Source organism: Tistrella mobilis (assembly GCF_041468085.1).
GTDB classification, from domain to species: Bacteria; Pseudomonadota; Alphaproteobacteria; order Tistrellales; family Tistrellaceae; genus Tistrella; species Tistrella mobilis_A.
On the sequence record NZ_CP121017.1, the window covers coordinates 4,800,783 to 4,814,352 of the forward strand.

General features: G+C 68.9%; 11 protein-coding genes and 1 pseudogene. 6 read left to right on the forward strand and 6 right to left on the reverse strand.

Going from position 1 to position 13,570, the window contains the following annotated elements; genetic code table 11:
• Positions 1-36: 36 nt before the first annotated feature.
• On the reverse strand, positions 37-426 hold the full coding sequence (locus P7L68_RS27315; protein ID WP_372003073.1) for a YraN family protein: 390 nt from the start codon (positions 424-426) through the stop codon (positions 37-39).
• Positions 423-1,292 carry a 16S rRNA (cytidine(1402)-2'-O)-methyltransferase gene (gene rsmI / locus P7L68_RS27320; RefSeq protein WP_372003074.1) on the reverse strand — a complete coding sequence of 290 codons (870 nt, stop codon included), beginning with the start codon at positions 1,290-1,292 and terminating at the stop codon, positions 423-425. Before rsmI ends, P7L68_RS27315 begins: the two co-directional genes overlap by 4 nt.
• Positions 1,293-1,657: 365 nt before the next feature.
• Here rsmI and P7L68_RS27325 point away from each other — a divergent pair, with 365 nt between their 5' ends.
• Positions 1,658-3,007, forward strand: coding sequence for a penicillin-binding protein activator (locus P7L68_RS27325; protein WP_372003076.1), 1,350 nt, complete (start codon positions 1,658-1,660; stop codon positions 3,005-3,007).
• A 10-nt stretch (positions 3,008-3,017) separates the two neighbouring features.
• On the opposite strand, the gene hemW is transcribed toward P7L68_RS27325, so the two are convergent.
• The 3 genes and pseudogenes from hemW to rph all read right to left on the reverse strand — a co-directional run.
• Positions 3,018-4,217, reverse strand: coding sequence for a radical SAM family heme chaperone HemW (gene hemW / locus P7L68_RS27330; protein ID WP_372003078.1), 1,200 nt, complete (start codon positions 4,215-4,217; stop codon positions 3,018-3,020).
• Positions 4,218-4,225: 8 nt separating this feature from the next.
• The gene (gene rdgB / locus P7L68_RS27335) at positions 4,226-4,837 is read right to left on the reverse strand and encodes an RdgB/HAM1 family non-canonical purine NTP pyrophosphatase (RefSeq protein ID WP_372003080.1); all 612 of its coding nucleotides are present in this window, start codon (positions 4,835-4,837) and stop codon (positions 4,226-4,228) included.
• Between the two features lie 284 nt (positions 4,838-5,121).
• Positions 5,122-5,829: pseudogene (gene rph, locus P7L68_RS27340) on the reverse strand (ribonuclease PH); the annotation flags it as partial.
• A gap of 309 nt (positions 5,830-6,138) precedes the next feature.
• Here rph and hrcA point away from each other — a divergent pair.
• The 5 genes from hrcA (at position 6,139) to dapB (ending at position 12,592) form a co-directional block, all read left to right on the forward strand.
• On the forward strand, positions 6,139-7,251 hold the full coding sequence (gene hrcA / locus P7L68_RS27345; protein ID WP_372003082.1) for a heat-inducible transcriptional repressor HrcA: 1,113 nt from the start codon (positions 6,139-6,141) through the stop codon (positions 7,249-7,251).
• A 170-nt stretch (positions 7,252-7,421) separates the two neighbouring features.
• On the forward strand, positions 7,422-8,024 hold the full coding sequence (gene grpE / locus P7L68_RS27350) for a nucleotide exchange factor GrpE (protein ID WP_372003084.1): 603 nt from the start codon (positions 7,422-7,424) through the stop codon (positions 8,022-8,024).
• Between the two features lie 360 nt (positions 8,025-8,384).
• The gene (gene dnaK / locus P7L68_RS27355; RefSeq protein ID WP_372003086.1) at positions 8,385-10,310 is read left to right on the forward strand and encodes a molecular chaperone DnaK; all 1,926 of its coding nucleotides are present in this window, start codon (positions 8,385-8,387) and stop codon (positions 10,308-10,310) included.
• Positions 10,311-10,492: 182 nt separating this feature from the next.
• Complete coding sequence (gene dnaJ, locus P7L68_RS27360) at positions 10,493-11,647, forward strand: molecular chaperone DnaJ (RefSeq protein ID WP_372006979.1); 1,155 nt, start codon at positions 10,493-10,495, stop codon at positions 11,645-11,647.
• Between the two features lie 144 nt (positions 11,648-11,791).
• The gene (dapB, locus tag P7L68_RS27365; RefSeq protein ID WP_372006980.1) at positions 11,792-12,592 is read left to right on the forward strand and encodes a 4-hydroxy-tetrahydrodipicolinate reductase; all 801 of its coding nucleotides are present in this window, start codon (positions 11,792-11,794) and stop codon (positions 12,590-12,592) included.
• 18 nt (positions 12,593-12,610) lie between these two features.
• Here dapB and P7L68_RS27370 read toward each other — a convergent pair whose 3' ends face one another.
• On the reverse strand, positions 12,611-13,534 hold the full coding sequence (locus P7L68_RS27370) for a DMT family transporter (RefSeq protein WP_372003088.1): 924 nt from the start codon (positions 13,532-13,534) through the stop codon (positions 12,611-12,613).
• Between the last annotated feature and the right edge of the window lie 36 nt (positions 13,535-13,570).

Sequence of the window (13,570 nt, forward strand, 5' to 3'; positions counted from 1 at the left end):
ACCGCCTGCGGGCGCTGCGCCATGCGGTGTGCGCGGTCAGGATCCGTCAGGGCGCCAGGCATCGGGCAGATGGTGCGGCAGGCCCAGCCGGTCGACCCAGATCAGATCGAAGCGCAGGCCTTCGACACCGCCGGCCCCCAGCGCCTCGCCGCGCGCCAGCACCCAGTCGGCGGCGCGGGCCAGACGGTGGCGTTGGGCCGGCAGCACCGCCTCGCCGGCGGTTGCCCGATCCGGGCGGCGCTTGACCTCGACGACGGCGAGCATCCGCCCGCGCCGGGCCAGGATATCGATCTCGCCTGCGGGTGTCTTCAGCCGCCGGGCCAGGATCCGCCAGCCGGTGAGACGCAGGCGAAGTGCCGCCAGCGCCTCCGCCCGCCGGCCGGCACGTTCCGACGACCGGCCACGGGCGGCACGGGGGCCGCTCACCTCTCGTCTCCCTCACCGTCATCGCCGGTCAGCGCGGCAGCGCGGGCATAGAAGGTCTTTCGCGGTGCGCCGGTCAGCTCCGCCAGCAGCTTCGCCGCCCGATTGGCGCCCATCGCCTTGACCAGCGGCGGCATCAGCTTTTCCACCGCGGCCGAATCAAGAGCGCCACCGGCGGGCAGGCTGTCGTCCCCGGCCTCGCTTTCCCGCGCCGGCGTCCGATGGCCCTCGACCAGCAGCACGATCTCGCCCCGCGGGGGTGTCGCCTCGAAGCGAGCCGCAAGCTCAGGGAGCGGGCCGCGGACGACTTCCTCGAAAAGCTTGGTGAGTTCCCGCGCAACCGCCGCCTGGCGCGGCCCCAGGGCCTCGACCAGTTCGGCAAGGGTGCGGGCGATGCGGTTGGGGCTTTCATAGAACACCAGCGTCGCCGGCTCGTGGGCAAGGCCGGCAAAGGCACGTCGCCGTTCCCCGGCCTTTGCCGGCGGAAACCCCAGGAACAGCACCCGGTCGGTGGGCAGCCCCGCGATCGAGAGTGCGGCGGTCAGGGCCGAGGCGCCGGGCACCGCCCGGACCTGGTGGCCGGCACCTGCCGCGTCGCGCACCAGCTTGTAGCCGGGATCCGACACCAGCGGCGTCCCGGCATCCGAGACGAGTGCAATCCGTTCCCCCGCCTCCAGCCGGCGCAGCACCTCGGGTCGCATCCGGGCGGCATTGTGCTCGTGATACGGGGCGAGCTTCGCCCTGACACCCCAATGACCCAGCAGCCGGCCGGTGGTGCGGGTATCCTCGCACAGCACCAGGTCTGCCTGGCCCAGCACATCCAGGGCGCGCGGGGTCATGTCACCCAGATTGCCGATCGGGGTTGCCACGGCATAAAGCCCCGGATCGATCCGCCGGCCGGGCCGTGACGGCAGGCCTGCCTCACCCTCGGGGTCGTCCGTGTGTTGTCTCGGGCCGGGGCTGCCATTACTCTGATCGCCACCCTGGTCGCCGCAGTCCGGGCCGTGGCCGCTTCCGCAGTCCGCCGGGCCGGCCTCTGCCGCAACGACATCCGATGAGATCCGATCCCGTGAAAACTGACCGGTCCCGTGTCCGTCCGGCTGAACCCGGCCCGCTCCACCGCCTGCTTCGTCGCTCGCGCGCGTCGTCATTGCGTCTCTTGCCTCTTGCGGCGATGCTCGTGCTTGCCGCCTGTCAGAGCCAGAGGGTAGAGCCGCCGGCGCCTCCGGCACAAGTGCAGCCGCAGCAGCCCCAGCAGCCGGTGCAGGTTCTGCCCCAGGAGCCGCCGAAGCCGGCAGTGCCGGAAAGCCCGCTCGACCTGCCGCCGGGCGCACTGCGCGTCGGCCTGCTGGTGCCGATGACCGGCCCCCAGGCCGGTTTCGGCCAGGCCATGATCGATGCCGCCACGCTCGCGCTCTCGGATGTGAAGGCCGACGATGTGGTGCTGCTGCCCCGCGACAGCGGGGCGGAACCCCAGCAGACCGCCGCTGCCGCCCGCGATCTGGTCGAGAACCAGGCCGCGACCGTGCTTCTCGGCCCGATCTACGGCCGCAACGTGCCGGCCGTGGCCGAGGTCGCGGCCCCTCGCCAGGTGCCTGTGGTCGCCTTCTCGAACGATACCTCGGCGCTGCGCCCGGGTGTTCATCTGATCGGCCTTGCGCCCGAGGTGCAGGTCGAACGGGTGGTTGATTACGCCGTCCAGCAGGGCAAGAGCCGCTTTGCCGCCCTGCTGCCCTATGGCGCTTATGGCGACCGGCTGGCCGAGAGCTACCGCAAGGCGGTGTCCCGCACCGGAGCGGAGCTGGTCGATATCGTCCGCTATTCCGATCCCGGATCCGATGCCCAGGATGCCGTCCGGCGCCTGTCCGGCGGGCAGCAGACCCCGCCCTTCGACAGCCTGCTGCTGGCAGAGACCGGCGAGCGGCTGCGCGGCATCGCCAGCCTGTTGCCCTATTACGGCATCGATGCCGGCGAGGCGCAGATTCTGGGCACGGCCCTCTGGATGGACCAGCCGGTCGGTCGCGATCAGAACCTGCAGGGCGCCTGGTATGCAGCCCCCGACCGCGGTGCCTGGGACGGCTTCGTGCGCCGTTTCAGCGCGCTGTTCGGTGCCCAGCCGCCTGCGTTGGCAGGGCTTTCTTACGATGCGACCGCTCTTGCCGCGGTGCTCGGCCGCAAAGGCCAGCTCGCCCGCGAACTCGACAATCCGGACGGATTTGCCGGCGTGAACGGCCTGTTCCGTTTCGATCAGAAAGGGGCGGCCGAGCATGCGCTCGCCATCTATCAGGTGACGGCAGCCGGCGGCGAGCTGCTCGATCCGGCGGCCCAGCGGTTCACTGCCGGTGCACGGCCGGGGGAAGGCGCAATCCGCTCCAACCCGCTCGCAGCTCCCACCCAGCCGGCGGCGTCGAGCGTACCGCCCACCACCGGTGCCGCCCCGGCCAGCGGTGCCAATCCTGGGTCAGGCGTCGCTCCCGCCGCCGCTGCGACGACTGGCGCGCCGGCGACCGGTGCTGCAAGCGGCGCGGCACCGCAGGGACTTACCGGCACCACGCCGGCCGGTTCGGTACCACCGGTGCGCTGACGGCGCGCCGTCAGCTCTCGGGAAAACGCTCGTCCAGATCATCGGCGAGCAGATGGGCGGTCAGCGCCCCCAGCACCAGCCGGCCGGCGGGCGTTGCCACCAGCCGGTCGGTGCGGTCGGCGACGAAACCGCCCTCCACCGCCTGGGCAAGGCGGGTGGCGTCCACCGCATCGCGCAATGCCACGCCGGTGCGGCGCTCGAAGACCACGGGTTCGATGCCGGCATCGAGCCGAAGCCCCATCATCAGCGCCTCTTCCGCAGCCCGTGCCTGCCCTACCACCACGGCCTCATCGCGGCCGTGACCATGGGTATCGACCAGGTCGAGCCAGGTCTCGGGCGCACGGGCCCGCCGTGTGGCTTCGCGCCGGCCGCCCGGACCGGTCGGCACGCGGCCATGGGCACCGGGACCGATGCCGGCATAGTCGGCATAGGTCCAGTAGGCGAGATTGTGGCGGCATTCGAAACCCGGCCGGGCGTGGTTCGATACCTCATAGGCCGGCAACCCCGCGGCAGCGAGCCGCGCGGTCGTGGCCTCGTAAAGGTCGGCCGCTTCGTCATCCTCGGGCAGAATCAGTTCGCCACGGGCATGACGGGTGTGGAAAGCGGTGCCGGGCTCGATGGTCAGCTGATAGAGCGACAGATGATCGGCAGCCAGCCCGACCGCGCGGTCAAGCTCTGCCATCCAGGCGGCCATGGTCTGGCCCGGCCGGGCATAGATCAGGTCGAAGGACATGCGCGGGAAGATCTCCCGCGCATGTCCGATCGCATCCAGCGCCTCTGCCAGGTCATGCGCCCGCCCCAGCGCCTTCAGCGCGGTCTCGTCCAGCGCCTGGACACCGATCGACAGCCGCTCGACGCCGGCCGCGCGGAAATCCTTCAGCTTGGCGGCTTCGACCGTGGTCGGGTTGGCCTCCAGGCTGATCTCCGGCATGATTTCCGCCGGGAACAGGGCGCAGGCCCGGTCGATGATCCGTGCAGTGGTTGCCGGATCCATCAGCGAGGGCGTGCCGCCGCCGAAGAAGATCGATCCCAGGGGGCGCGGCCCCAGGCGTCGGGCTTCGTCTTCCAGTTCGGTCAGCAGGGCGCGTTCCCAGCGCGCGCCGTCGATCTTCTCCCGCACATGGCTGTTGAAGTCGCAATAGGGGCATTTGGAGACGCAGAACGGCCAGTGGACGTAGAGCGCGAGCGGTTCGGTTGCGGCAGTCGTCATCCCGGCGTTCAGTCAGGCTCGAAACAGGCGCGGACCAGCTGGCGGAAGGCGATGGCCCGATGGCTGATCGCATGCTTCTCCGCCGGCTCGAACTCGCCGAAAGTGCGGCTGTCGCCTTCGGGCACGAAGATCGGGTCGTAGCCGAAGCCGTTGCTGCCGCGCGGCGGGAATTCCAGATGTCCCTGAATGATGCCTTCGAAGGTCTCTACTGCGCCATCCGGCCAGGCCAGCGCCAGAGCGCAGACGAAGGCACCCCGGCGGTTGGGATCGTCGCCCATCCGGGTGCGGACCAGTTCGATCGCCACGGCGAAATCCTTGGACGGGCCGGCCCAGCGCGCGGAATAGATGCCGGGCGCCCCGTCCAGAGCCTCGACCGTCATGCCGCTGTCGTCGGCGAGGGCCGGCAGACCGGAGGCCTCGGCGGCAGCCCGCGCCTTGAGCACCGCATTCTCGATGAAGGTCAGGCCGGTCTCTTCGGGCTCGGGCAGTCCGAGGTCACCGGCCGAGACCACATCCACGCCGAAGGGCTCCAGCAGCTCGCGGATCTCGATCACCTTGCCCTTGTTGTGGCTGGCGATGACGAGGCGGTCTTCGGTGAAACGACGATGGGGAGTGGTCATCTGGCGATCTCCGGTCAGCGGTCCTTGCGCTGGGCGGCCGCCAGCGCATCGCCCAGGGTGCCGAGCGGCCGTCCCTGCTGGTTGCGGTCGCGATCGGGCGCGCGGCCGCCGCTGCCATTGTTGCCGCCGCCCTTGCCGCCACCGCCCTTGCCGCCACCGGCACTGCGGTTGCCACCGCCCGGCTTACCGCTGCCCTGTTTCTGCGCCTTCTGCTGCTGGGCCAGCTGTTCGGGCGACAGCGGCGGTGGGGTGGCGAGGTCGGGCCGGCCTTCCATGGCAGCGATGATCGCTTCTTTCTGCAGCTCGAACAGTCGTGCCGTGCCGATTTCGGCCAGCTCGATCAGGCGGCGGAACTGCGTGGGCGAGAACGGGTCGGCCTCGGCGGTCGCCTGAACCTCGACGATGCCCCCGCCTTCGGCGAGTACGAAATTGGCATCGGCCTCGGCGCGGCTGTCCTCTTCGTAGTCGAGATCGAGCACGGCCTCGCCGTCGACCAGGCCACAGGAGATGGCGGCCACCGCGCGGGTGATCGGGTGCTCGGCCAGATCGCGCGTCGCCACCAGCCTCTGCAGCGCCAGCCACAGCGCCACATAGCCACCGGTGATCGAGGCGGTGCGGGTACCGCCATCGGCCTGGATGACGTCGGCATCCACCCGGATCTGGCGCTCGCCCAGCTTCTGCATGTCGACGACCGCGCGCAGGCTCCGGCCGATCAGGCGCTGAATCTCGACCGTGCGGCCCTGCTGTTTGCCCTTGGCGGCCTCGCGATCGGTGCGGCTGTGGGTCGCGCGCGGCAGCATGCCGTATTCCGCGGTGACCCAGCCCTTGCCGGTGTTGCGCAGGAAGGGCGGCACCTTTTCTTCCACCGTCGCCGTCACCAGCACCTTGGTGTCGCCGAAATGGACCAGGCACGAGCCCTCGGCATATTTGTTCACCATCGGCTCGAACCGGATGACGCGGAGCGCATCGACGGCACGGCCGGACAGGCGCATCGGAGACTGACGCATGGGGAGACGAGGCCTCGGCAGCGGGCGATGCGGATGCATCGCGCCGGATAACGGATCGGGAGGGGGCGGTGCGAAGCACGGTTGCGACGACGCACCGGCCGGCTGGCTGGTAAAGCTACGCGCTCGGGCCCGGGCTTGCAATGTCGGGAGACTGTCGCCGCACTATGCGCCGACCTGCGCCATGTCCTAGAGTTGACGGTCGGATGCCCCCTGCTTACATACCGGCTCGGACCGTCACCCGGGCTGGTCGGACCGTGATCGACCCGGAGGGCCAAGGTGGAGCGGATCAGACCCATGTCGCGCGCAAATGACCGGGAGAACGTCGACCGTCAGGCGCTCGAAGCCCTGGAAGGTTTCGGGGGGCCGCCGCGCGTCTTCCAGCAGCTGAACGAGCGCTCCCGCGAGGTCTTCCGGCATGTCGTCGACGCCTTCGTCGAGACCGGTGAGCCGGTGGCGTCGCGGACCATCGCCCGCCGGCTGGGCAGCAGTCTGTCGGCCGCCACGATCCGCAATGTGATGGCCGATCTTGAAGAAAGCGGCCTGCTCTATGCGCCGCACACTTCGGCCGGGCGGCTGCCGACCGATATCGGGCTGCGGTTGTTCGTCGACGGCCTCCTTGAGATCGGTGATCTGTCCGACGACGAGCGCCGGACGATCGACAGCCAGTGCAATGGTGCCGGCCGCAGTATGGCTCAGGTCCTTGCCGAAGCGAGTGGCGTGGTTGCCGAGATGTCGCGCTGCGTCGGACTGGTGATCGCCCCCAAGAGCGAGGCCGGGCTCAAGCATGTGGAATTTGTGCCACTGTCGGAGAACCGGGCCCTGGTGATTCTGGTCGACGACAACGGGATGGTCGAGAACCGGGTGATGCCGCTGCCGCCCGGCCTGCCGCCGGCCAAGCTGATCGAGGCCGGCAATTATCTGAGCGCGAGGCTGCGTGGCCGCACGATGGACGAGGCCCGCCAGCTGATCGGCGACGAAATCGCCCGCAACGCCGCCGAGATCGACACCCTGACCGCCCGGGTGGTGGAACAGGGGCTGGCCACCTGGTCGGGTGGCCATGACGAGGGGTTGCTGATCGTGAGCGGCCAGTCGCGGCTGCTCGACAACGTCTCGGCCCTGTCGGATCTTGAGCGGATCCGCCGGCTGATGGAGGCGTTGGAAACCAAGAAGGACATCCTGCGTCTGCTGAATGAGAGCCAGCGGGCGGAGGGGGTCCAGATCTTCATCGGGGCGGAGAGTGCCTTGTTCGGCCTGAGCGGCTGTTCGGTGATCGCAGCTCCCCTGACCGACCAGAACCGGCGCTATGTGGGCGCGATCGGCGTGATCGGGCCCACCCGGGTGAACTATGCCCGGATCGTGCCGGTGGTGGATTACACGGCAAAACTGATCGGGCGGTTGATCGGCTGACGGTCTGGGGCAGAATGTCCCGGATCTCCGATCGGCCCCCATGGCGACGGATGCCGCGGCTGGGGTGGAACTGCCCGGCCGGGCCATCTGCGGAGCGCGGCCGGGGCAGGCCCCGAAGCGGGCGGCCCGGGCCGCGGGTTCGAATGAGAAGACGATGGAGCAGGCTTGAGATGACCGACCAGAACCAGACGCCCGAGGGCACCGAGGCCGAGGCCAGCCCTGAGACCGCCGCAGCCGAGAGCCCTGAGGCCCGGATTCAGGCGCTTGAGGCGGAGCTGGCACAGATCCGCGACCAGCATCTGCGCGCGCTGGCCGATATGGAAAACCTGCGCCGCCGTGCCCAGCGCGAGGTGGAGGATGCCGGCAAGTATGCGGTGACGAAATTCGCCCGCGACGTGCTCGCCGTCTCGGACAATCTGGAGCGTGCCGCCCAGGCTGTCCCCCCTGAGAAGCGCGGCGACGATCCGCTGGTCGACCAGCTGGCCCAGGGCGTGGACATGACCCTGTCCTCGTTCCGCCAGACGCTGGAGACCCACGGCATCCGACGCGTTGATCCGCTGGGTGAGCGCTTCGACAGCAAGCTCCATCAGGCGATGATGGAAGTCGAGGATCGCACGAAGCCGGCCGGCACCGTGGTCCAGGTCCTCCAGACCGGCTATGTCATCGCCGACCGCCTGCTTCGCCCGGCCATGGTCGCCGTCTCGCGCGGCGGCCCGAAGGAGGGGACGCCCGCGCCCGAAACCCCCGGCAGCCGGGTCGATACCTCGGCCTGACCTCCTCGGCCTGACACAGTGACGGTCCGGCTCTGACCGTTTTCCGGCCCGTTCCGCCTGCCGATCCCCTGAGGGACCGGCGGCGGGCGGGCCGTCGTCGTGTCGGGAGGGGGGGAACCGAGGCTGGCGTGGCCGTGCTGCCATGCGCGACATGTCGCAGCATTTCTGAGACGCCCCCATGGTTGCGCCCCCGCCCGGCCTTCCCTATATGACGCTCGACCGCAGATGTCGGGGCGAAATTGGGCATCGCTCCGCCATCTGCCTGGACCCTTCCACCCCTTCACGCATGGAAACGGGGGGGCCGTCGGCGCCGCTCTGATCAGGGCCGTCGGCGCCCGCTACCTGAGAGAGACCGAACCCATGAGCAAAGTCATCGGCATCGACCTGGGCACCACTAACTCTTGCGTCGCGATCATGGACGGCAAGAATGCCAGGGTCATCGAGAACAGCGAAGGTGCACGCACGACGCCCTCGATGGTGGCCTTCACCGAGGATGACGAAATTCTGGTCGGCCAGCCGGCAAAGCGCCAGGCGGTCACCAACCCCGAGAACACCATCTTCGCGGTCAAGCGCCTGATCGGCCGGACCTTCAACGACCCGACGACCCAGAAGGACGCCAAGATGGTGCCCTACCGGATCGTCAAGGCGGACAATGGCGACGCCTGGGTGGAAGTGCGCGGCAAGAAGCAGTCGCCGAGCCAGATCAGCGCGCAGATCCTGAAGAAGATGAAGGAAACCGCCGAGGCCTATCTGGGTGAGACCGTCACCCAGGCGGTCATCACGGTGCCGGCCTACTTCAACGACAGCCAGCGTCAGGCGACCAAGGATGCCGGCAAGATCGCCGGACTTGAGGTCCTGCGCATCATCAACGAGCCGACGGCGGCGGCGCTCGCCTATGGCCTTGAGAAGAACGACGGCAAGACCATTGCCGTCTACGACCTGGGCGGCGGCACCTTCGACGTGTCGATCCTGGAGATCGGTGACGGCGTGTTCGAGGTGAAGTCGACCAATGGCGACACCTTCCTCGGCGGCGAAGACTTCGACATGCGGATCGTCGATTACCTCGCCGACGAGTTCAAGAAGGAGAACGGCATCGACCTGCGCAGCGACCGTCTGGCCCTGCAGCGGCTGAAGGAAGCCGCCGAAAAGGCCAAGATCGAGCTGTCCAGCGGCATGCAGACCGAGGTCAACCTGCCCTTCATCACCGCCGACCAGACCGGGCCGAAGCATCTTGCGATCAAGGTGACCCGCGCCAAGCTGGAAGCCCTGGTGGGTGATCTGGTCGAGCGCACCATCGAGCCCTGCCGCAAGGCGCTGAAGGATGCGGGCCTCACTGCCGGTGAGATCGACGAGGTCGTGCTGGTCGGTGGCCAGACCCGCATGCCCAAGGTCATCGAGAAGGTGAAGGAGTTCTTCGGTCGCGAGCCCCATCGCGGTGTGAACCCGGACGAGGTGGTCGCCATCGGTGCCGCCATCCAGGCCGCCGTGCTGAAGGGCGAGGTGAAGGACGTCCTGCTGCTCGACGTGACCCCGCTGTCGCTGGGCATCGAGACGCTGGGTGGCGTGATGACCAAGCTGATCGAGCGCAACACCACCATCCCGACCAAGAAGAGCCAGGTGTTCTCCACCGCCGACGACAACCAGACGGCGGTGACCATCCGGGTCTTCCAGGGTGAGCGCGAGATGGCGGCGGACAACAAGCTGCTTGGCCAGTTCGATCTGGTCGGCATCCCGCCGGCGCCGCGTGGCGTGCCGCAGGTCGAGGTGACGTTCGACATCGACGCCAACGGCCTGGTAAACGTCTCGGCCAAAGACAAGGCGACCGGCAAGGAACAGGCGATCCGCATTCAGGCTTCGGGCGGCCTGTCCGATGCCGAGATCGAGCGGATGGTCAAGGAAGCCGAGGCGAATGCCGCCGAGGACAAGAAGCGCAAGGAGCTGGTCGAGGCCCGCAACCACGCCGACGGTCTGGTGCATTCGACCGAGAAGAGCCTGAAGGAGCACGGCGACAAGATCGGCGCGGAAGACCGCTCGGCGATCGAGGATGCCGTCACCGCGCTCAAGGCTGCGCTCAACGGCGATGATGCCGACGACATCAAGACCAAGACCGAGGCGCTGTCGATGGCGGCGATGAAGCTTGGCGAGGCGATGTACAAGGCCGGTGAGCAGGGCGATGGCCCGACCGCGTCGGGCCCGGGCGCCGGCGCCGGTGCCAGGGCGGCTGACGACGGTGTCGTCGACGCCGATTTCGAGGAAGTGAAGGACGACAAGGGCGGCCGGGCCTGAGGCCCGCCACCCGTTTCCGGGGGCGGTCGGTGCCGATAAGGCACCGGTCGCCCGCGGTCGTTTTCAGAGGGAGCTGCGCGGGGGTCCGGTTCTCGTGCGCGCGCCCATGATCGAAGGCACCGGCAGAGGCGTCCGCCACGGCAGGCGCGCGGATGCCCCGGCTCAAGGTACAGTCCACGACCATGGCGAAGGCCGATTACTACGAGATGCTCGGCGTTGCGCGAGACGCCGATGAAGCGACGCTCAAGAAGGCGTTCCGCAAGCTGGCGATGCAGTATCATCCGGACCGTAATCCGGGTGACGCCGAAGCGGAGAAGCGCTTCAAGGAAATCAACGAGGCTTACGAGGTCCTGAAAGACCCGAAGAAGCGTCAGGCCTATGACCAGTTCGGTCATGCAGCTTTCGAGGCGGGCATGGGCGGTGGTCGCGGGGGACCGCGCGGCTTCGACTTCGGCTCGTCCTTCGCCGATGTCTTCGAGGATATCTTCGGGGAGTTCATGGGCGGTGGCCGTGGCGGCGGTCGCAGTGGCGGCGGGGCCCGCGGGGCCGATATGCGCTTCGACCTCGAAATCACGCTTGAAGATGCCTTCAACGGCAAGCAGACCGAGATCACCGTCCCCGCTTCGGTGACCTGCGAGGTTTGTGACGGCTCTGGTGCGGCCGAAGGCACCCAGCCCGTGACCTGCCCTACCTGTAACGGCCATGGCAAGGTTCGCGCCACCCAGGGCTTCTTTACCATCGAACGCACCTGCCCCGCCTGCCATGGCGTCGGGCGGGTGATCAAGGAGCCGTGCAGGAATTGTGGCGGCGCCGGTCGTGTGCGTCGCGACAAGACGCTGGCGGTCAACATCCCGGCCGGTGTCGAGGACGGCATGCGCATTCGCCTGTCGGGCGAAGGCGAGGTCGGCGTCCGGGGTGGACCTCCGGGGGATCTCTACATCTTTCTGGCAGTGGCCCCCCATCCGGTGTTTCAGCGCGACGGTGTGGACGTGTCCTGTCGGGTGCCGATCCCGATGACCAGGGCAGCCCTCGGCGGCACGGTCGAGGTGCCGACCCTGGAAGGTGCACGGGTGCGGCTCAACATCCCCGCGGGCACCCAGTCGGGTCATCAGTTCCGCCTGCGTTCCAAGGGCATGCCCTCGGTTCAGGGGCGCGGCGGGCGCGGCGACATGTATGTGATCATCAATGTCGAGACGCCGGTCAATCTCTCGGCCCGCCAGCGGGAACTGCTCGAAGAATTCGAGCGCGAGGGATCGGAAGGCGGCACCTCGTCCAGTCCGCAGTCCGAGGGCTTCTTCGCCAAGGTGAAGGAGCTGTGGTCGGATCTGACCGATTGAGCCGATCTCAGCCTCGGGCGGGCCGGGATCGGCTTTCGCGGGGGCCTGAAACGCGGTAGGAAAGGGGCGCAGCCGTCTTGAAGCGGCTGTGCCCTTTTTTCGTGTCGGAACTCTCGAAAGGACCGGAAGATGAGCGCGAGCGGGATCGCGATCGGCGTGGTCGGCTGTGCCGGCCGGATGGGGCGCACCTTGCTGGCTGCCATCGCCACCACCCCGGGCTGCCGCATCGCCGGCGGCACCGAACGCCCCGGCAGCGATGAAATCGGCCAGGATCTGGGCCGGTTTGCCGGTGTCGACCCGCTGGGCATCGCCGTCGGTGACGATCCGGCGGTGCTGTTCGCGGCCGCCGATGTGGTGATCGACTTCACCCGGCCCGCCGCCACCACCGCCCATGCCCGCCTGGCTGCCGGCAGCAGCACCGCCCTCGTCATCGGCACCACCGGCCTGTCGGCGGAAGACGAAGCCGTGCTGGCCGATGCTGCCCGTTCGGTGCCGATGGTCTATGCGCCGAACATGTCGCTGGGCGTCACTCTGCTGATGCATCTGGTGGAGCAGGCGGCGGCACGGCTTGACCCGGATTACGATATCGAGATCGTCGAGATGCATCACCGCCACAAGGTCGACGCGCCCTCCGGCACCGCGCTCGGCCTGGCGCGAGCGGCTGCCCGTGGCCGCGAGGTCTCGCTCGACGATGTGGCGGATCGCGGTCGCGACGGTCTGACCGGCCCGCGCAAGCGCGGTGCCATCGGCATGGCGGCGCTGCGCGGTGGTGATGTGGTCGGTGACCATCAGGTCATCTTCGCAACCGATGGCGAGCGCCTGGAGCTGGGCCATCGTGCCTCGTCGCGCGAAACCTTCGCCCGCGGTGCGGTCAAGTCGGCACTCTGGGTTGCCGGACGGGCACCGGGGCTCTACGACATGCGCGACGTGCTGAACCTGCGCTGAGGCAGAAGGGCGGGGCGTTCAGCGTCTGCGGCGATTGGCGACTGTGATCGCCGACAGGATCAGCCCCAGCGCCAGAAAGGCGTTCAGGCTGGGCTGTTCACCCAGCAGCAGAATGCCCCACATCACGCCGAAGGCGGGGATGAGGTAGTTGTTGAGCGCAACCAGCACCGCCCCGCCCCGTGCCATCAGCCGGTAGAACAGCAGATAGGCAAGGCCGGTACAGGCGATGCCGAGCAGGGCGACGGCGGCCATCGCCTCCGGCGCCGGTGCCTGGGTCCAGGGCTGTTCCAGGACGGCGGCGACCGGCAGGGCCAGCACGGCCCCCGAGGTCAGGGTCGCGGTCGCCGAGACCAGCGGCGGCACATGGCGCACCCGCTCGGCATAGAGCGAGGCGACGGCATAGCAGAGGGCCGCGCCCAGGATCGCGAGTTCCCCGATCCCGCCGCCGGCCTCGGTCAGGGCCGAGGGGCCGACCAGCACGACTACGCCGGAAAAGCCGAGCGCAATACCCGCCACCCGCCCGGCGGTGATCGGGTTTTCCGCCGGTTTGGCGACTCGCGCCAGCACCAGGGTGAACAGCGGCATCGCCGCCATCAGGATCGCCGCCACCGCCGAGGGCACATGCTGCTGCCCCCAGGCGATCAGGGCGAAGGGGGCGAGATTGCCGATCGCGCCGAACACCACGAAGGGCAGCCAGTCGGCCGCCCGGGCGGGCAGGCGCAGCCCCCGAAGCTTCAGCACTGCATAAAGCGCCGCTGCTCCAAGCGCCAGCCTGCTGACCACGATGGTGAACGGCCCCATGGTCGGCAGGGCGGTCTTGATCAGCATGAAGGATCCGCCCCACAGCGCGGCGAGCAGGATCAGGCAGCCATAATCCGCCGGTCCGAAGCCGCGCGCGGCCAGGGCACCGGCAACGCCCGCCGGGCGCACGTCATCCGACATCGCCATCCTCGAAGCGTTGCGGGGGAGGGGATCGCG

What these genes read in the sequence shown, in the direction of transcription:
- grpE (WP_372003084.1), top strand. Translation starts at nt 7,422, where the DNA reads ATGACCGACCAGAACCAGACGCCCGAGGGCACCGAGGCCGAGGCCAGC.
- dnaJ (WP_372006979.1), top strand. Translation starts at nt 10,493, where the DNA reads ATGGCGAAGGCCGATTACTACGAGATGCTCGGCGTTGCGCGAGACGCC.
- P7L68_RS27370 (WP_372003088.1), bottom strand. Translation starts at nt 13,534, where the DNA reads ATGTCGGATGACGTGCGCCCGGCGGGCGTTGCCGGTGCCCTGGCCGCG.
- hemW (WP_372003078.1), bottom strand. Translation starts at nt 4,217, where the DNA reads ATGACGACTGCCGCAACCGAACCGCTCGCGCTCTACGTCCACTGGCCG.
- hrcA (WP_372003082.1), top strand. Translation starts at nt 6,139, where the DNA reads ATGTCGCGCGCAAATGACCGGGAGAACGTCGACCGTCAGGCGCTCGAA.
- dnaK (WP_372003086.1), top strand. Translation starts at nt 8,385, where the DNA reads ATGAGCAAAGTCATCGGCATCGACCTGGGCACCACTAACTCTTGCGTC.
- rdgB (WP_372003080.1), bottom strand. Translation starts at nt 4,837, where the DNA reads ATGACCACTCCCCATCGTCGTTTCACCGAAGACCGCCTCGTCATCGCC.